This window comes from Streptomyces sp. ISL-99 (assembly GCF_018614005.1).
GTDB classification, from domain to species: domain Bacteria; phylum Actinomycetota; class Actinomycetes; order Streptomycetales; family Streptomycetaceae; genus Streptomyces; species Streptomyces flavidovirens.
Genome location: NZ_JAGGPC010000085.1, coordinates 1 through 16,560, shown reverse-complemented (window position 1 = coordinate 16,560; position 16,560 = coordinate 1). Strand labels below are relative to the sequence as shown.

Here is a 16,560-nt window from a genome sequence, read left to right as displayed (position 1 = left end):
GCCGGGGTCGAGCCCGCGTCGCGGGTGCGTCCGCAGCCTCTGCACGCGCCTGATCCGTACGCGACACCGCCGTACGGAGGCCCAGGGCCCTGGGCGCCCGCGCCGCCCGTGCAGCGGCCGGTGGCGACCCCGCCGCAGGGCACGTTCGTACCACCGGGAGTTGCGTCCGCGACGAACGGGGCCGGTGTCCCCATGGCGCCGCCACACCAGCACCAGCATCAGCCGCAGTCGCACCCTCAGACCTCCCACTGGCTGCAGTACGACCCCTGGGGTGCGCCCCAGCAGCCGCTGGTCCACCCCGGTGATCCGGCGGGCGGCGGACGGCAGAAGAAGGGGCTGCGGGGCACGCTGCTCGTCGGGGCGTTGCTGATCGCGCTGGTCGCCGGCGGCATCGGCGGCGGCGTCGGGGCGTACATCGAACGCAACGGCGGCATCACCCGCGTCGAGCTGCCCCAGGCCCAGCCGGTGGACGGCAAGGGCCGCGCCCCCGACAGCGTCGCCGGCATCGCGGCCAGCGCCCTGCCCAGCGTCGTCACGCTGCACGTCAGCGGGGCCGGCGAGCAGGGCACGGGCACCGGCTTCGTACTCGACGCCAAGGGCCACATCCTCACCAACGACCATGTGGTGGAGCCCGCCGGAACCGACGGCACCATCAACATCACCTTCAGCGGCGGCCAGACCGCGAAGGCCGAGCTCGTCGGCAAGGACAGCGGTTACGACCTCGCGGTCGTCCGCGTCCTCGGGGTCGACGGGCTCAAGCCGCTGCCCCTCGGCAACTCCGAGAACGTCCAGGTGGGCGACCCGGTGGTGGCCATCGGCGCGCCGTTCGACCTCCAGAACACGGTCACCTCCGGGATCATCAGCGCCAAGGAGCGCCCCATCACGGCGGGTGGCGAGAAGGGCGACGGCAGTGACGTCAGCTACGTCAACGCCCTCCAGACCGACGCCCCGATAAACCCGGGCAACTCCGGCGGCCCCCTGGTGGACGCCCAGGCCCGCGTCATCGGCATCAACAGCGCCATACGCGCCGCGGACAACAGCGCGGGCCTCGAAGGCAGCCAGGGCGGCAGCATCGGCCTGGGCTTCGCCATCCCCATCAACCAGGGCAAGCGCGTCGCCGAGGAGCTGATCAACACCGGGAAGGCGACGCACCCGGTGATCGGCGTCACGCTGGACATGAAGTACGCGGGCGACGGCGCCCGTGTCGGCACCAAGGGCGCCGACGGCCCGGCGGTGACACCCGGCGGCCCCGGCGCCCGCGCCGGGATCGCGCCCCGCGACGTCATCACCGAGGTCAACGGCCAGAAGGTGCACAACGGGCAGGAGCTGATCGTCAAGATCCGCGCCCACCGCCCCGGCGACCGGCTGGAACTGACCGTAGTGCGCGCGGGCAAGGAGCGGACGGTCTCCGTGACCCTCGGCTCGGCGGACGGCAACTGAGGGAAGCGCGCACAGAGGTCCACGCGAGTGTTACGTGAAGGTACCGTCCGGACAGATTGGGCGGGTACCGTGGACCGGGCCCGGACCGGTCCTCTGCCTGCGGCGGGGGAGACCCACCCGACCTGCGGGCGCGGAGAACCCAAGGAGCAACAAGGTGTTCAGTGACATAGGCGGACTCGAGCTGGTGACGCTCGTGGTTCTCGCTGTGCTCGTGTTCGGGCCGGAGAAGCTGCCGAAGCTCATTCAGGACGCCTCGGCGATGATCCGTAAGATCCGTGAGTTCTCCGAGAGCGCGAAGCAGGACATTCGTTCCGAACTCGGCCCGGAATTCAAGGACTTCGACTTCGAGGACCTGAACCCGAAGACCTTCGTCCGCAAGCAGCTGATGGACAACGACGACCTCGGTCTCAAGGAGATCCGCAGCAGCTTCGACCTCAAGAGCGAGATGGCCGAGGTCGCGGACGCCGTGAACGGGCGCGACAGCGGTTCGTCGGCCGGTTCCGTGAACGGTTCGAACGGTTCGGCCGGTAAGGCGAACCTGACGAAGGACTCCACCGGCACTCCCGACCTGCTCAAGAAGCGCGAAACCGCCGCTCAGAGCGAGCGCCCGCCGTTCGACGCCGACGCCACCTGAAAGCCGCCCTTCCGGACGAGCCGCACCAAGGTGGCTATCCTCCATCTGTCCGGATGTGAGGACGCCCGAGGGGGGCGGGCCGTGTCCGGACGCCACAGATCAAGGAGGCGGCCGGACAGATGGAGACCACGAGTCGGGTCGGAGCGCAGGGAGCACCCCTGACGCCCAGCACATCCACAGCGGAGGGGGTGCCAGCAGCCCGGCGTACGGTCGACGGCTATCTGCGCGCGCCCTTCCCCTGGTACGGACTGGACGACGCGTTCACCGGGCCCCGCTGGCTGATGCAGGTCGGCACGGCGGCGGACGGCACGGTGCAGCACGGTTCCACGGGCCACGGTGAGGAGCCGTCGATAAGGCCCGCCGCCGATGACGCCCAGGAGAAGGAGCGCTTCGCGGTGGTCGTCACCGTCGCCAGCAGCCCCGTGCGGCGCAGCGGCGACGGTACGGGCGTACTGGAGGCCACGTCGGTCTCCTCCGCCGCCTGGCTGGCGGGTTCGGGCCTGCTCTCGTCCACCTGGCCCGCCCAGCTGGACCACTCCCTGCGCGACGACTGGCTGGACCAGCAGACCGAGACGGCCTTCGAGCTGGCCGACGACCTGTCGGGGCCGGCCTGGTCGACGCTGTCGCTGCCGGTGGACGGCGTACCGACGCGCTTCCACTACCGCGAGTCGGAGTACGGCTGGGTGCTGGCGGGTGCCGGGGAGGACGGCGTGATCCTCGGGGCGTACGGGCGCGGTATGAGCGCGTACGGGCTGGGCTTCGCGGTGATCAAGGACATCACGACGTACGAGCAGGGCTGAGCGTACGGCCTTCCGCTGTACCGCGAAGGGGGGCGCCGCTCGTCAGGAGCGGCGCCCCCCTTCGGGTGCGCGCGTAAGCGCGGGCCGTGGGCGGTTGTGCCCACCCGTCCCGCCTTGCGGAACGTATGCCCACGACCTCGCGTCAGAACTTGTTGCGCGGGGTGATCCCCAGCGACATGCCCGACAGACCGCGCGCGCGGCCGCCCAGCTTGCCCGCGATCGTGCGCAGCGCCGCACCGGCCGGCGAGTCCGGGTCGGTCAGCACAACGGGCTTGCCCTCGTCGCCGCCCTCCCGCAGCCGTACGTCGATGGGGATGGAGCCCAGCACCGGCACGTTGGCGCCGGTCGTCTTCGTCAGCCCCTCGGCGACCTTCTGGCCGCCACCGGTGCCGAAGACGTCGACCATCTCGTCGCAGTGCGGGCACGGCAGGCCCGACATGTTCTCGACGACACCGACGATCTTCTGGTGGGTCTGTACGGCGATGGAGCCGGCCCGCTCGGCGACCTCGGCCGCCGCCTGCTGAGGCGTGGTCACGACGAGGATCTCGGCGTTCGGCACGAGCTGCGCCACGGAGATCGCGATGTCACCGGTGCCCGGCGGCAGGTCGAGCAGCAGCACGTCCAGGTCGCCCCAGTACACGTCCGCGAGGAACTGCTGGAGGGCCCGGTGCAGCATCGGCCCGCGCCACACCACAGGCGCGTTGCCCGGCGTGAACATCCCGATGGAGATGACCTTCACGCCGTGCGCCGACGGCGGCATGATCATGTTCTCGACCTGGGTGGGCCTGCCGTCCACACCCAGCATGCGCGGCACGCTGTGGCCGTAGATGTCCGCGTCGACGACGCCGACCTTCAGTCCGTCCGCCGCCATCGCCGCGGCCAGGTTGACCGTCACCGAGGACTTGCCGACGCCGCCCTTGCCGGACGCCACCGCGTACACCCGCGTCAGCGAACCGGGCTGGGCGAAGGGCACCTCGCGCTCGGCGGTGCCGCCGCGCAGGGCGCCCGCCAGTTCCTTGCGCTGCTCGTCGCTCATCACGTCGAGCTCGACGGAGACGCTGGTCACACCCTCGACGCGCTCGACCGCCTCGCGCACGTTGGTGGTGATCGTCTCGCGCATCGGGCAGCCGGAGACGGTGAGATAGACCGTGACGGCAACCGCACCGTCTACCCCGATCTCAACCGATTTGACCATGCCGAGTTCAGTGATCGGTTTGTGGATCTCGGGATCGTTCACCGTCGCCAGTGCTTCACGCACCGCGTCTTCCATAGCCATACCGTGATGGTACGGCGCGTACCGCCGCACCGGGAAAGCCCTGTCAGCGGTCGCCTTCGTCACTCCCGGAAGCGGCCTCGGGCGGGAATAGGGACCGCCGCTGCTCCAGCTCCTTGACCAGGTCCACGAATTCGGACCGGATCCAGTCCCGGGTGGCGACCTCCCCGAGCCCCATCCGCAGCGACGCGATCTCCCGCGTGAGGTACTCGGTGTCCGCGATGGACCGCTCGTTCTGCTTGCGGTCCTGCTCGTGGGTGACCCGGTCCCGGTCGTCCTGGCGGTTCTGCGCGAGGAGGATCAGCGGGGCGGCGTACGACGCCTGGAGGGACAGCATCAGCGTCAGGAAGATGAACGGGTACTCGTCCCAGCGCAGGGCCGGGGGCGCGAAGATGTTCCAGACGACCCACAGGGCGATGGTCAGGGTCATCCAGACCAGGAAGCGCCCCGTGCCCAGGAAACGCGCGATCCGCTCCGAGAACCGGCCGAACGCCTCCGGGTCGTACTCGGGCAGCAGCCGCTTGCGCGCGGGCCTCGGCTGGTCCAGGCGCACGCGGGAGGCGCGCGGCAGCGCACTCGCGCCCGTCGCGGTCCGGCCGCGCTCCCGCGCCTCGGCGCTCCTGTCAGTGCCCACGGACGGCCTCCCCGCCCCGCACGGTCCCCGGCGTCTGCGGTGGCTCGTGGAACTCCGTCTCGCGCCAGTCGTCGGGCAGCAGGTGGTCGAGTACGTCGTCGACCGTCACCGCGCCGAGCAGCGAGCCGCCCGCGTCCACGACCGGCGCGGCGACCATGTTGTACGCCGCCAGGTAGCTCGTCACGGCGGGCAGCGGCGTGCCCGGCGACAGCGGCGGCAGATCGGACTCCACGACGGAGCTGACCAGCGTGAACGGCGGCTCCCGCAGCAGCCGCTGGAAGTGCACCGTCCCGAGGTACTTGCCCGTCGGCGTCTCGTCCGGCGGCCGGCAGACGTACACCTGCGCGGCCAGCGCGGGGGAGAGGTCCTGCTGCCGTACGCGCGCCAGCGCGTCCGCGACCGTCGCGTCGGGCCGCAGCACGATCGGCTCGGTCGTCATCAGACCGCCCGCCGTCCGCTCCTCGTACGCCAGCAGCCGCCGTACGTCGGCCGCGTCGTCCGGTCGCATCAGCATCAGCAGCCGCTCCTTGTCCTCCTCCGGCAGCTCGGACAGCAGGTCGGCGGCGTCGTCCGGATCCATCGCCTCCAGCACGTCGGCCGCCCGCTCCTCCTTGAGCTTGCCGAGGATCTCCACCTGGTCGTCGTCGGGCAGCTCTTCCAGTACGTCGGCGAGCCGGTCGTCGTCGAGCGCCGCGGCCACCTCCGCGCGGCGCTTGGGCGTCAGGTGGTGCAGGGCGTTGGCGAGGTCGGCGGGGCGCAGCTGCTCGAAGGTGGCAAGGAGGCTCTCCGCGCCCTGTCCGTGCTCCTCCAGCGAGAAGCCGGTGACTGCGGACCACTCGACGGTCAGCGTCTCCCCGCGGCGCCGCAGTGCGCCGCCCTTGCCCTTGCGTACGAAGACCTTGTCGATCTCCCAGTCGCGGCGGGCGGGCAGCTGCACGATCGACACGTCGAGGACCGTGACCTCCTCTCCGGTGTCCACCAGGCGCACCCGGCGGTCGAGGAGCTCGCCGAGGACCAGGCGTTCGGTCGGGCGCTGCTCGAAGCGGCGCATGTTGACCACGCCCGTCGTGATGACCTGGCCCGACTCGACACCCGTCACGCGGGTCATGGGCAGAAAGATCCGGCGCCGGCTCACCACCTCGACGACCATGCCGAGCAGGCGCGGCGGCCGGTTGCCCACGCGCAGCATCGCCACGAGGTCGCGCACCCGGCCGACCTGGTCACCGTTGGGGTCGAACACGGCGATGCCCGCGAGATGCGAGACGAAGACCCTGGGGGCGCCTGATGCCATGAGGTGCGCCTCCCTTTGTGGACAAAACGGGGTCCGGTAACGGGTTCAGGCTAGCCCGTGCCGTTCGCCACCGCTCCAACGGGGGGTCCGGACGGCTCTCTGCCGGACGGCGTAGGCGGCACAGGTACGCTGCCTGCTGCCACCCCGGACACCCGTATGAGAGGCAGTGCGCTTGTGACTGCATTTCCCCCGGCCGCCCGAGCCCGCCGGGCCGCCCTGCTCGGCGTCGTGTGCGTCGGGCTGACCGTGGCGCTCACCGCCTGCGGTGAGGAACCGGTCGACCCGGACAAGGGGACCAACGGGGTGGGCAGACTCGCGGCGCCGGCCATCGAGGCCAAGGCGCGGAAGGCGGCGCGCGACGCGGAATCGGTACGGCTGTCGGGCACCGTCGTCAGCAAGGGACGCTCGTACAAGCTCGACATGCGCCTCAAGGAGGACGGCGGCACGGGCTCCGTGACGTCCAAGGGCAGCACGTTCGAGCTGCTGCGCATCGACGACGAGCTGTTCATGAAGGCCGGCGCGGACTTCTGGGACCACGGGGCGGGGCAGCCGTCCGAGTCCGACGAGGGGGCCGCGGGCAAGCTGGAGGACAAGTACGTCAAGGTGCCGGACGACGACCCGGCGTACGACCAGCTGCGCGGCTTCACGGACAAGGACGTCCTGCTCGACGGACTGCTCGGACTGCACGGCAAGCTCAGCAAGGGCGACCGGCCGAAGGTCGGCGGCGTCCGTACGATCGAGGTCACCGGCGGCAAGGGCACCGGCGGGACGCTCGCCGTGTCGTTGCTCGGCACGCCGTATCCGCTGAAGCTCGAGCGGGCCGGCGGCGCGGGCGTGGTGCGGCTGGCCGACTGGGGCGAGGAGTTCGCGCTGGATGCGCCGGGCAAGGACGAGACAGTCGACTACGGCGGCCAGCTCCCGAAGACCTCGGACGCGTCCTAGCCCTTCTTCTTCTTCCGCTTCATGAGGAGGCGGGGGAGGGCTGCCGGTACGGGCAGCCGCGTCGTGGCGCTCGTCGGCAGGGGCTTGGCGGCGAGCGAACCGTCCGGCAGGTCGGTGGTCACGCTCTGCGGCTCCAGACGCAGTACGCGGCACTCGCGGGCCCAGCGCTCGGTCATCTGCTCGGCGTCGGGCGCGTTCAGGCGCTTGCCCTTGAGCTCGGCGACGGCGGCCTCCCACGCCTCGGTGCCCGGCGGGTGTTCCGTGACGGTGGCGGTCCAGGTGACGAGCCGGCCGCCCTTGTCCTTGCTGCGTACGGTGACTTCGGCGCCGGCGCCGTCGGCCAGTCCGGGGAAGGGCTGCTCGCCCGGTCCGTCTCCCACGACGTACGCGGCGCCGTCGTGCCATACGTGCCACAGGGAGCGGGCGGGCCCGGTGCCTCGTACCCAGATGAGGCCGGACTTCTTGGTGGCCTCCTCGACGAGGGCCTGGTCGAGCAAGGTCTGCGTCATGCGGGCCAGCCTAGGCGGTGCCCTGCGGGGCTTGCTCCCCTACCCGCCCCTTCCCGCGACTGGGGCCCGGCCCAAGACCCGGCTGCGCGGCCGGGCTTGCCGCGTGCCAGCAAAGCGAAGCCCTGCGGGCGGGCCGGGCCATGCGGGCAGGCCGAACGTGGACAGTTCCGTCTTCGGGATACGCCCCTTACATTGATCCAGTGCCCGCAACAGCCCGCCGCCCCGACGGCATAACCGCCACCGCGCCGACCGGTCCGCCGCCCCCCGGACTCCACACCGCGCCCCGCATCGACCTCATCCTGCTCGGCGTCGCCGTCGCCAGCGTGTCGTTCTCCGCGCCGCTCATCGCGGCGACCGCCGCCCCCGCGCTCGCCATCGCGTTCTGGCGCAACGCCATGGCGGTCGGCGTCCTGAGCCCGGTGGTGCTGCTCAAGCACCGCGCCGAACTGCGCCGCATCGCGCGCAGGCCGCTGCTGCTCGCCGTAGCCGCCGGAGCCCTGCTCGCCCTGCACTTCGGGCTCTGGCTGCCCAGCCTGCGGATGACCTCGGTCGCGTCCTCGACCGCGCTCTGCACGACCACACCCATCTGGACGACGATCCTGCTGCGGATGCGCGGCCACCGGCCGCCCCGCATGGTGTGGGCCGGTACGGTGCTCGCCGTCGTCGGCGTCGTCATCCTTACCGGCGTCGACATGACGCTGTCGCCGCGCGCCCTCGCGGGCGACGCGCTCGCGCTCGGCGGCGGCATCGCGGCCGCCGGGTACGTCCTGCTCGGGGCGGAGGTCAGGCGGACCGTGAGCACGACCGCGTACACCTACATCTGTTACTCCACGACCGCGCTGATCCTGCTGGCGACCTGCCTGGTGTCCAGCGCCGAGCTCGGCGGCTACGACGCCACCACCTGGCTCCAGCTCGCCGCACTCACCGCCGCCGCCCAGCTCCTCGGCCACTCCCTGCTCAACCGCGTCGTGAGCACCCTGGGTCCCTCTGTCACCTCGACGGCGATCCTCCTGGAGACCCCCGGCGCCGCCCTGATCGCCGCGCTCTGGCTGGGGCAGCAGCCGCCGATGGCCGCCTACCCCGCCCTGGTGGTGATCCTGGCCGGCCTCGCGCTCGTCGTCAGAGCCAGCCGTTCCGCTTGAGCGTGCGGTGGATGCTGACACAGACCACCACGATGGAGCCGAGGACGAGCGGGTAGCCGTACCGCCAGTGCAGCTCCGGCATGTGATCGAAGTTCATGCCGTACACGCCGCAGATCATCGTCGGTACGGCCACGATCGCCGCCCAGGACGTGATCTTTCGCATGTCCTCGTTCTGGGCGACAGTCGCCTGCGCGAGGTTGGCCTGGAGGATCGAGTTCAGCAGCTCGTCGAAGCCGACGACCTCCTCGTGCACGCGCGCGAGATGGTCGGCGACGTCACGGAAGTACTTCTGGATGTCCGGGTCGACGAGCCGCATCGGCCGCTCGCTGAGCTGCTGCATCGGCCGCAGCAGCGGCGCGACGGCCCGCTTGAACTCCAGAACCTCCCGCTTGAGCTGGTAGATCCGGCCCGCGTCGGAGCCCCGGGGGCTCCCTTTGGCAGGCGCGGAGAAGACGTCGATCTCGACCTCGTCGATGTCGTCCTGCACGGCCGCCGCCACCGCGATGTACCCGTCGACGACATGGTCGGCGATCGAGTGCAGCACCGCCGAAGGCCCTTTGGCCAGCAGCTCCGGGTCGTCCTGGAGCCGGTGGCGCAGCGCCCGCAGCGAGCCCTTGCCGCCGTGCCGGACGGTGATGACGAAGTCCTTGCCGGTGAAGCACATCACCTCACCGGTCTCCACGACCTCGCTCGTCGCGGTCAGTTCGGTGTGGTCGACGTAGTGGATCGTCTTGAAGACGGTGAACAGGGTGTCGTCGTACCGCTCCAGCTTGGGCCGCTGGTGTGCGTGTACGGCGTCCTCCACGGCCAGCGGGTGCAGTCCGAACTCGGCCGCGATACCCGCGAATTCGGCCTCGGTCGGCTCGTGCAGGCCGATCCAGGCGAAGCCGCCGCCCTCCCGGACGCGGGTCATCGCCTCGTGCGGGGTGAGGCACTCGGCGTCCTTCAGCCGGCGCCCGTCGCGGTAGACGGCGCAGTCCACGACCGCGCTGCTCGCGGACGGGTCGCGGGTGGTGTCGTAACTGCTGTACACGGCGCTGCTCTTGCGCAGGGACGGACGGACCGCTGCGCGCAGGTCACGGATCATCGACATGGCGGGCTCCTTCACGGAGAAGCCGTCTGCGAGGCATGGCGCTGCCCGGAATGGAGACGTGCGGGCCACGGCGTCGGGGCGGCCGTACGTCGGCAAAGCGGGCGGCACCGCAAGACGCGGTGACGGCGTTCGCTCAGACACGGATCAGGCAAATCAGGCAAAAGCGAAGTGCTCTTCCGTCGCGCGAAATGCCGTGAGCCCCATGGGTTTCACCGGTTGGCGGCCGGGTACGAAGGGTTTCAGGCCCAGGGGAACACTGGCGGTGCGGAAGAGCGGTTGGTACTGCCGGGACGACTTCGATCCACCGCAGCCCCACCTCCTCCGGCCGGTCCCCCGTGGGGGATGACGTGATGTCGGGGCTCGAAAGCCACGCTTCTGCGTGCTGCCCTGACCAGCGGCCAAGAGTATCAGCCCACTGTTGTGTCAAGGCTCTCCCTCTGCCCGTTCCCTACGCGACTTATGCTCGCGGCATGGGAGATGCTCTTGCGCGGGTAGAGGCCAGGTTGCGTACGACCCTGGGCGAACCGGACGCGCGCGCCGCCGTCACGTTCCTCGGTACGGACCGTATGGAGGTACTGCGCTTCGTGGACGGCGACATCGTCCGTTACGTCACCCTCGGCATGTCGGCCCAGCCGATGGCCGACCCGACCGCCGTCCTCGCCGATCCGGTGAAGGGCCCGCGCGCCGAGCTGGTCCTGTCGGTACGGGCCGGCCTGGCCGACACCGACAAGGTGCTGCGCCCGCTCGCGGTCCTCGCGGCGTCTCCGCAGGTTGAGGGCGTGATCGTGGCCCCAGGCGCCTCGCTGGACCTCGGGGAGCCGCTGTGGCCGGGGGCGCCGTTCAGCTCCGTACTGGTCGCGGAGTCCGGCGGCCTGGTCGAGGACCTGGAGCTGGACGACCCGATGGACCCGGTGCGCTTCCTTCCTCTGCTGCCCATGACGCCGAACGAGGCGGCGTGGAAGCGGGTCAAGGGCGCGCAGGAGCTCCAGGAGCGCTGGCTGTCGCACGGCACGGACCTGCGCGACCCGCTGCGCGCATCGGTGCCTCTCGATTGATCGTTGCGGACTCGAGCGCTGTAAAGAACGCGTAGTTGTGAAGTCTCCTCGGCGACTCTCGGGGCGCCCTCCAAGCGGCTGCGCACGTCGTGCCGCAGCCGCTTGGTTCGGTTGACGATTCGGCCGTAGCCAGCGCTGCGGCCTGCGTCCCCGTCCAGCGGGAACGCTGCGTCCGTCCACCCTGCTTTTGCCGCACACACTTTCCGGGCTCGGCCGTTGTGCCCCGAGCCGAGGCCGTCATTGCCTTCACGTTGAGCCGCTCGACTCCGATGAGGCCGTACGGCTCGGCGAGAGACGTAGTGGCCTTGTGCTGCCAGTCCGCTCGGCGACGCCTTTCCCGGCCTCGAAGCTGCGAGATCTGGTCGTATGTATGTAGCAGCCGTCGCGATACCGACCGCCCCGGAGCCGCGCTGCGACGCTGCCGCGCCGCTTTACGTTCCAATCTGCGCAGCCGTTCCTCTTCTTTCCTGTTCAGCCATGGCTCGTGCGTCAAGAAGGGACGCTCGGGGTCTGAAGTGGCCACTGCCACGGTCACACCCAGGTCCAGGCCTACAGCCACGCCTGGATGCTCCCCCGGAGGCAGCCCCTCCCGAGCGAACTCGCAGCGGAAGACAATGTGCCATCCGCAGTTTGGGCGTCCCCATACGCAGCATCGCGCCCCGCGGTTCCTAGCCAGGAGAGTCATCAAGGGCTCATCACTCGAACGAGTGGACGGTGGCAGGTCTGGCGCTCTGGCGGCGGAATGCGGCTCCGGACGGGTGATCGTCCTTGACGCGGGGACGGCCGGGGAGGACCGTTGGGCCCTATGAGGGGCGAACCCAGTTGCCCGAAGTGCGGTGGCCGGGTCAGGGCGCCCGGTCTCTTTGCCGACTCCTGGCAGTGCGATGTGCATGGGACGGTGCACCCGCTGCAGCCCGTGGTCCCGCCCAGTGTCGAGGCGCTCACGGTCGCGGTGAAGCGCGCCAAGGTTCCGGTGTGGATGCCATGGCCGTTGCCGGTCGGCTGGCTGTTCACGGGCGTGACCTGCGCCGGTGACGACCGCAGTGGCTCGCGCGCGACCGTCGTCGCCTGTTCGGGACCCGGGCCGCTCGGCGGCCTCGGCGAGATGCTGCTGGTCGCCGAGGAGCTCGGCGTCGGCCTCGGCGCGCGCTATGCCGGTGTGGAGGGGCCCGATCCCGGGGCGCACCTGAGCATGGACAAACCACCGCAGGCCAAGTTGCTCGCGGCCGGCCGGCCCACTCCGCTGTGGCATCTGTCCGGCGTCCCGGACGACCGCGCGGCCTTCGCGGGCGAGGCGTGCGGGCTGTGGCTGTGGGCCATCGTCTGGCCGGAGCAGTCGGGCCTGATGATGTACGACGAACTGATACTGACCGATCTGCGCGACGCGGGCGCGGAGGTGGAGCTCGTGCCCTGCGGGGCGCTCTCACCGCGACTGCTGGCCTGACCGCCGGTTCTGCCCGTCCCGCCCGTCCCGCCGGTTCCGCCGGAGAGAACGTGGGCGGGCCCGGCGGTGTTCGAATCCCGGCTATCCTTGACCGGTCCCCGTCCCGCCGAGCCCCGGAGTCAAGCGTCGTGCTGATCGACCTGCACACCCACTCCACGGCTTCGGACGGCACGGACACCCCGGCCGAGCTGGTGCGCAACGCCGCGGCGGCCGGACTCGACGTCGTGGCGCTCACCGACCACGACTCGACCCGCGGCCACGCCGAGGCGATCGCCGCACTCCCTGCGGGGCTGACCCTCGTCACCGGCGCCGAGCTCTCCTGCCGCCTCGACGGCATCGGGCTGCACATGCTGGCGTACCTCTTCGACCCTGACGAGCCCGCGCTGGAGCGCGAGCGCGAGCTGGTACGGGACGACCGGGTGCCCCGCGCGCGGGCCATGGTCGGCAAGCTCCAGGAGCTGGGCGTGCCGGTCGAGTGGGACCAGGTGGCCCGTATCGCCGGAGACGGCTCGGTCGGCCGCCCGCACATCGCGTCCGCCCTGATGGAACTCGGCGTCGTCGAGACCGTCTCCGACGCCTTTACGCCCGACTGGCTCGCCAACGGCGGACGCGCGTACGTCGAGAAGCACGAACTCGACCCCTTCGACGCGATCCGTCTCGTCAAGGCGGCCGGCGGAGTCACCGTCTTCGCGCACCCCGGCGCCGCCAAGCGCGGCGACACCCTCCCCGAGAGCGCGATAGCGGCGCTCGCCGCCGCGGGCCTCGACGGGATCGAGGTCGACCACATGGACCACGACGGGCCGACCCGCGCGCGCATGCGCGGCCTCGCCGCCGACCTCGGGCTGCTGGCCACCGGGTCCAGCGACTACCACGGCAGCCGGAAGTCCGTACGGCTCGGGGAGTTCACCACGGACCCCGAGATCTACGGCGAGATCACGCGGCGTGCGACCGGCGCGTTCCCGGTGCCGGGCGCGGGCGGAAGTCTCCGTCCGTAACTCCGCGTTTCCCGGCTTCCCGGCGTTCCGCGTTCCCCCCTCCCTCGTAAGACCCTCTTCTCGCAAGGCCTCACTGTGCTCGACTTTGCTGTTTTCGGATCCCTCTTTCTCACGCTTTTCGTGATTATGGACCCCCCTGGGATCACCCCGATCTTCCTTGCCCTGACCTCGGGCCGGCCCGTCAAGGTGCAGCGCCGGATGGCCTGGCAGGCCGTCGCGGTCGCCTTCGGCGTGATCGCCGTCTTCGGCGTCCTCGGCCGGCAGATCCTCGACTACCTGCACGTGTCCGTACCGGCACTGATGATCGCGGGTGGCCTGCTGCTGCTCCTGATCGCGCTCGACCTCCTGACCGGCAAGACCGACGAGCCGACGCAGACCAAGGACGTCAACGTCGCCCTCGTACCGCTGGGGATGCCGCTGCTCGCGGGTCCCGGCGCGATCGTCTCGGTGATCCTCGCCGTACAGCACGCCGGGAGCGTCAAGGCGCAGGTCTCGGTCTGGGCGGCGATCGTCGTGATGCATGTGGTCCTGTGGCTGACCATGCGGTACTCGCTGCTGATCATCCGAGTGATCAAGGACGGCGGCGTGGTCCTGGTGACGCGCCTCGCCGGCATGATGCTGTCCGCGATCGCGGTGCAGCAGATCATCAACGGCGTCACTCAGGTCATCCGGGGCAGCTGACCCTGGTACTGACGCACGAGCGCCCCCGTACGCGTGTACGGGGGCGCTTACCTCACCAAACAAACCACTACAGAGTGTTATGAAGTCGAGGTCTCGGCCGGGCGGATATAGATGCGCTGGCCGACAGAGGCGGCCTGCTGCACGATCCGGTTGACGGAGGCGGCGTCCACGACGGTGCTGTCAACGGCGGAACCGTCGACGTCGTCCAGGCGCATGATTTCGAAGCGCAAGGCTTCTCCCTTCGTCTGATCCTCCTGCTGGAGAACTGTGTATGGGAACGCGAGGCTAGGCGCCCTGCGTTCTCTGACGGTTACAACCGTGTGCCCATCGCAGTCATTCCCTACGCTAAGGAAAATTTTCAACTCTCTAAATACCCGTGGGTAGCCGGACCGGTTGTGCCCGCTCGCTCACGCCACGGACAATGAGAGCCGTATGGACGACGCACAGCCTTCGGGCCCCACTGAACTCGCCAGGGTCACCGCCCGCCTGGAGCGGACCAACGAGCTCCTCCAGCGCATGCTCGCCGAGGTGGCGAAGACTCCTTCCACCCATGCGATCTTCGTCGACGCCGGATATGTCTACGCGGCGGCCGGTCTGCTCGTGACCGGGACCGAGGACCGGAGGTCCTTCGACCTCGACGCGGAAGGGATCATCGAGGCCTTCATCGACAAGGCCCGCACGATCTTCGCGGACAGCAGGCTCCTGCGCGTCTACTGGTACGACGGAGCCAGGCGCCGCATCCATACCACCGAGCAGCAGTCGATCGCCGAGCTGCCCGACGTCAAGGTCCGCCTGGGCAACCTCAACGCCAACAACCAGCAGAAGGGCGTCGACTCCCTGATCCGTACGGACCTGGAATCGCTGGCCAGGCACCGCGCGATCAGCGACGCCGCGCTGGTGGGCGGCGACGAGGACCTGGTGTCGGCGGTCGAGGCCGCGCAGGGGTACGGCGCACGGGTCCACCTGTGGGGCATCGAGGCGGGGGAGGGGCGCAACCAGGCCGAGCCGCTCCTGTGGGAGGTCGACAGCCAGCGCACGTTCGACCTCGACTTCTGCAAGCCGTACGTCACACGGCGCCCGGTGACGACGTACGAGAACGAGGGCACTCCACGGCCGACCCGCGAGGACGTCCGCTTCATCGGCGCGCAGATCGCGGCGGCGTGGCTCGGCGCGCGGGGCCGGGAATCGCTGGCCGACCTGCTGCCGGGCCATCCCTACCTGCCGGGATCGGTGGACCAGGAACTCCTGGTGGAGGCGGAGCGGCTGCTCCAGCGGTCCCTGCGCGGCCACGCCGACCTGCGCCGGGCGCTGCGGGACGGCTTCTGGCAGCACCTCCAGGCGCAGTACTGAGGCTGCCGACTGCCGACTGCCGACCGCCGACTGCCGGCCGACGGGGGCGCGGGTCGCTAAAGGGCGTCCCAGAAGCCCGCCAGTGCCTTCGCGGTCTCCTCCGGACGGTCGGTGTTCGGTGAGTGCTGGGCGCCCTCGATCACGGTCCGGTACGCGCCGAGCCGTTCGGCCATCTCGTCGATCAGCGGCACGGGCCAGGTGTCGTCCGTGGTCCCCGACACCACATGCACCGGCAGCCCCACCGCGGCAAGTTCGGCCACGCGGTCCGGCTCGGCCGTCAACTGCCTTCCGGTGGCGACGAGCTGGGCGGGGTTGTGCCGCAGCCAGCGGGCGCGCAGGGCGGTGCCGTCGAGGTCGGCGTCCTCCGGCGGATCGAGCGCCACCATGGCCTCCCACACCTGATCCATGGTCATGGCACCCAGGGCCTCCGTCAGCAGTGCGATCTTCCGCTGCTGCGCGGACGAAACCTCGGCGGGGCCAGACGAGATGAGGGTCAGCGACGCGAACGGCGAAGCGTCGAGCAGGACGGCCGCGCGGGAGATCTGACCGCCGAGCGAGTGCCCGACGAGATGTACGGGCGTACCGGCGGCCGCTGCCTGCGCGAGTACGTCAAGTCCCAACTCGCTCTGGACGTAAGTCTCTTGACGGTCCGACCCCTCGGATTCGTACTGGCCGCGCCCGTCCACCGCGACGACCCGGTACCCCGCCTCCGCGAGGGGTACCAGCATCGCGATGAAGTCTTCCTTGCTGCCGGTGTACCCGGGGAGCAGCAGCGCGGTGCCTCTGGGCTCCGCGTGCCGGGGCTCCGCTTCGAGCGCGGCGAATACGCCGCGCGACGTGCGCAGGGTGAGGGCGCGGGTGCCGGGGGGCGGGGTGAACGTGGGCGGCCTGCTCATGCGACGAGGCTAACGCGCCGATGGCCCGGCCCCCGCGAACGGGATGCTGTTGGTGAATTCGGGCCTGTGCGTGACGTCGGCCTTCAAGACCCGGTTGTGGTCTTGAAGGCCGACGTTGTCGTGTGGGGTGGGTGCGGATGTCGATGCAGCCGAAGGGGTCCGGGGAGATCCCGGCGGAGACGGTGCGGGTGGCGCGGGCCGCGTTCCCGAAAGGGAGCCTGGCGATCCGTGTGAGGGACGAACTGGGGTCGTTGTTCAGCGACGAGCAGTTCGCCGGTCTGTTTCCGGTGCGGGGGAAACCGGCTTGGTCACCGGGGCGACTGGCGATGGTGCTGGTGTTGCAGTTCGTGGAGGGGCTGACCGACCGGCAGGCCGCGGAGG

Annotated in this window: 18 protein-coding genes and 1 pseudogene; 11 read left to right on the top strand and 8 right to left on the bottom strand. The window is 70.5% G+C overall.

From position 1 onward, the window contains the following. The 3 genes from J7E91_RS33925 to J7E91_RS33915 form a co-directional block, all read left to right on the top strand. Positions 1–1,440, top strand: a 1,440-nt coding sequence (locus J7E91_RS33925) for a S1C family serine protease (RefSeq protein WP_214911028.1), incomplete at its 5' end; no start/stop codon positions are given. Positions 1,441–1,594: 154 nt separating this feature from the next. Next, positions 1,595–2,074 carry a sec-independent translocase gene (locus J7E91_RS33920; protein WP_214911026.1) on the top strand — a complete coding sequence of 160 codons (480 nt, stop codon included), beginning with the start codon at positions 1,595–1,597 and terminating at the stop codon, positions 2,072–2,074. A 119-nt stretch (positions 2,075–2,193) separates the two neighbouring features. Then, complete coding sequence (locus J7E91_RS33915) at positions 2,194–2,874, top strand: hypothetical protein (protein WP_214911024.1); 681 nt, start codon at positions 2,194–2,196, stop codon at positions 2,872–2,874. A gap of 142 nt (positions 2,875–3,016) precedes the next feature. On the opposite strand, the gene J7E91_RS33910 is transcribed toward J7E91_RS33915, so the two are convergent. Genes J7E91_RS33910 through J7E91_RS33900 form a run of 3 tightly spaced genes read right to left on the bottom strand, consistent with a single transcriptional unit; the run spans position 3,017 to position 6,072 of the window. Continuing rightward, positions 3,017–4,150: an Mrp/NBP35 family ATP-binding protein gene (locus J7E91_RS33910; protein WP_214911021.1), complete on the bottom strand. Its 1,134-nt coding sequence runs from the start codon at positions 4,148–4,150 to the stop codon at positions 3,017–3,019. Positions 4,151–4,193: 43 nt separating this feature from the next. After that, positions 4,194–4,781: a DUF1003 domain-containing protein gene (locus J7E91_RS33905; RefSeq protein WP_214911019.1), complete on the bottom strand. Its 588-nt coding sequence runs from the start codon at positions 4,779–4,781 to the stop codon at positions 4,194–4,196. Then, positions 4,771–6,072, bottom strand: a complete 1,302-nt coding sequence (locus tag J7E91_RS33900) for a magnesium transporter MgtE N-terminal domain-containing protein (RefSeq protein ID WP_214911017.1) — start codon at positions 6,070–6,072, stop codon at positions 4,771–4,773. The genes J7E91_RS33905 and J7E91_RS33900 overlap by 11 nt, the downstream gene beginning before the upstream one ends. A gap of 174 nt (positions 6,073–6,246) precedes the next feature. Here J7E91_RS33900 and J7E91_RS33895 point away from each other — a divergent pair, with 174 nt between their 5' ends. Continuing rightward, positions 6,247–7,014 carry a hypothetical protein gene (locus tag J7E91_RS33895; protein ID WP_214911015.1) on the top strand — a complete coding sequence of 256 codons (768 nt, stop codon included), beginning with the start codon at positions 6,247–6,249 and terminating at the stop codon, positions 7,012–7,014. On the opposite strand, the gene J7E91_RS33890 is transcribed toward J7E91_RS33895, so the two are convergent. Continuing rightward, positions 7,011–7,523 (bottom strand): hypothetical protein, encoded by a 513-nt coding sequence (locus tag J7E91_RS33890; RefSeq protein WP_214911013.1) that lies wholly within the window; start codon positions 7,521–7,523, stop codon positions 7,011–7,013. The two genes, J7E91_RS33895 and J7E91_RS33890, sit on opposite strands and share 4 nt — an antisense overlap. A 200-nt stretch (positions 7,524–7,723) precedes the next feature. Between J7E91_RS33890 and J7E91_RS33885 the strand changes: the two genes are divergently transcribed. After that, complete coding sequence (locus J7E91_RS33885) at positions 7,724–8,665, top strand: DMT family transporter (protein WP_308377548.1); 942 nt, start codon at positions 7,724–7,726, stop codon at positions 8,663–8,665. On the opposite strand, the gene J7E91_RS33880 is transcribed toward J7E91_RS33885, so the two are convergent. Continuing rightward, a complete protein-coding gene (locus tag J7E91_RS33880) occupies positions 8,643–9,758 on the bottom strand; it encodes a magnesium and cobalt transport protein CorA (protein WP_214911009.1) in 1,116 nt (371 codons plus the stop codon). The two genes, J7E91_RS33885 and J7E91_RS33880, sit on opposite strands and share 23 nt — an antisense overlap. A 470-nt stretch (positions 9,759–10,228) precedes the next feature. On the opposite strand from J7E91_RS33880, the gene J7E91_RS33875 reads away from it, so the two are divergent. Continuing rightward, on the top strand, positions 10,229–10,813 hold the full coding sequence (locus tag J7E91_RS33875; RefSeq protein WP_214911007.1) for a suppressor of fused domain protein: 585 nt from the start codon (positions 10,229–10,231) through the stop codon (positions 10,811–10,813). Here the strand turns inward: J7E91_RS33875 and J7E91_RS37470 are convergent. Then, positions 10,725–11,498 (bottom strand): transposase, encoded by a 774-nt coding sequence (locus J7E91_RS37470; protein ID WP_374224818.1) that lies wholly within the window; start codon positions 11,496–11,498, stop codon positions 10,725–10,727. The genes J7E91_RS33875 and J7E91_RS37470 overlap by 89 nt on opposite strands. A gap of 120 nt (positions 11,499–11,618) precedes the next feature. Between J7E91_RS37470 and J7E91_RS33865 the strand changes: the two genes are divergently transcribed. The 3 genes from J7E91_RS33865 to J7E91_RS33855 all read left to right on the top strand — a co-directional run bounded on the left by J7E91_RS33865 (position 11,619) and on the right by J7E91_RS33855 (position 13,933). Next, on the top strand, positions 11,619–12,257 hold the full coding sequence (locus J7E91_RS33865; protein ID WP_214911003.1) for a DUF6758 family protein: 639 nt from the start codon (positions 11,619–11,621) through the stop codon (positions 12,255–12,257). Positions 12,258–12,385: 128 nt separating this feature from the next. Next, complete coding sequence (locus J7E91_RS33860) at positions 12,386–13,252, top strand: PHP domain-containing protein (protein ID WP_214911001.1); 867 nt, start codon at positions 12,386–12,388, stop codon at positions 13,250–13,252. A gap of 75 nt (positions 13,253–13,327) precedes the next feature. Then, the gene (locus tag J7E91_RS33855; RefSeq protein WP_214910999.1) at positions 13,328–13,933 is read left to right on the top strand and encodes a MarC family protein; all 606 of its coding nucleotides are present in this window, start codon (positions 13,328–13,330) and stop codon (positions 13,931–13,933) included. Positions 13,934–14,010: 77 nt separating this feature from the next. Here the strand turns inward: J7E91_RS33855 and J7E91_RS33850 are convergent, their stop codons facing one another. Beyond that, positions 14,011–14,163: a hypothetical protein gene (locus J7E91_RS33850; protein WP_214910997.1), complete on the bottom strand. Its 153-nt coding sequence runs from the start codon at positions 14,161–14,163 to the stop codon at positions 14,011–14,013. Between the two features lie 202 nt (positions 14,164–14,365). Between J7E91_RS33850 and J7E91_RS33845 the strand changes: the two genes are divergently transcribed. Then, entirely contained in the window at positions 14,366–15,283 is a 918-nt protein-coding gene (locus J7E91_RS33845) for an NYN domain-containing protein (protein WP_214910995.1), read from the top strand. A 56-nt stretch (positions 15,284–15,339) separates the two neighbouring features. Here J7E91_RS33845 and J7E91_RS33840 read toward each other — a convergent pair whose 3' ends face one another. After that, positions 15,340–16,179, bottom strand: coding sequence for an alpha/beta fold hydrolase (locus J7E91_RS33840; protein WP_214910993.1), 840 nt, complete (start codon positions 16,177–16,179; stop codon positions 15,340–15,342). Between the two features lie 137 nt (positions 16,180–16,316). Between J7E91_RS33840 and J7E91_RS33835 the strand changes: the two are divergent. Next, a pseudogene (locus J7E91_RS33835) lies at positions 16,317–16,560 on the top strand (IS5/IS1182 family transposase); the annotation flags it as partial.

What these genes read in the sequence shown, in the direction of transcription:
- J7E91_RS33915 (WP_214911024.1), top strand. Translation starts at nt 2,194, where the DNA reads ATGGAGACCACGAGTCGGGTCGGAGCGCAGGGAGCACCCCTGACGCCC.
- J7E91_RS33910 (WP_214911021.1), bottom strand. Translation starts at nt 4,150, where the DNA reads ATGGCTATGGAAGACGCGGTGCGTGAAGCACTGGCGACGGTGAACGAT.
- J7E91_RS33900 (WP_214911017.1), bottom strand. Translation starts at nt 6,072, where the DNA reads ATGGCATCAGGCGCCCCCAGGGTCTTCGTCTCGCATCTCGCGGGCATC.
- J7E91_RS33890 (WP_214911013.1), bottom strand. Translation starts at nt 7,523, where the DNA reads ATGACGCAGACCTTGCTCGACCAGGCCCTCGTCGAGGAGGCCACCAAG.
- J7E91_RS33880 (WP_214911009.1), bottom strand. Translation starts at nt 9,758, where the DNA reads ATGTCGATGATCCGTGACCTGCGCGCAGCGGTCCGTCCGTCCCTGCGC.
- J7E91_RS33875 (WP_214911007.1), top strand. Translation starts at nt 10,229, where the DNA reads ATGGGAGATGCTCTTGCGCGGGTAGAGGCCAGGTTGCGTACGACCCTG.
- J7E91_RS37470 (WP_374224818.1), bottom strand. Translation starts at nt 11,498, where the DNA reads ATGACTCTCCTGGCTAGGAACCGCGGGGCGCGATGCTGCGTATGGGGA.
- J7E91_RS33865 (WP_214911003.1), top strand. Translation starts at nt 11,619, where the DNA reads ATGAGGGGCGAACCCAGTTGCCCGAAGTGCGGTGGCCGGGTCAGGGCG.
- J7E91_RS33845 (WP_214910995.1), top strand. Translation starts at nt 14,366, where the DNA reads ATGGACGACGCACAGCCTTCGGGCCCCACTGAACTCGCCAGGGTCACC.
- J7E91_RS33840 (WP_214910993.1), bottom strand. Translation starts at nt 16,179, where the DNA reads ATGAGCAGGCCGCCCACGTTCACCCCGCCCCCCGGCACCCGCGCCCTC.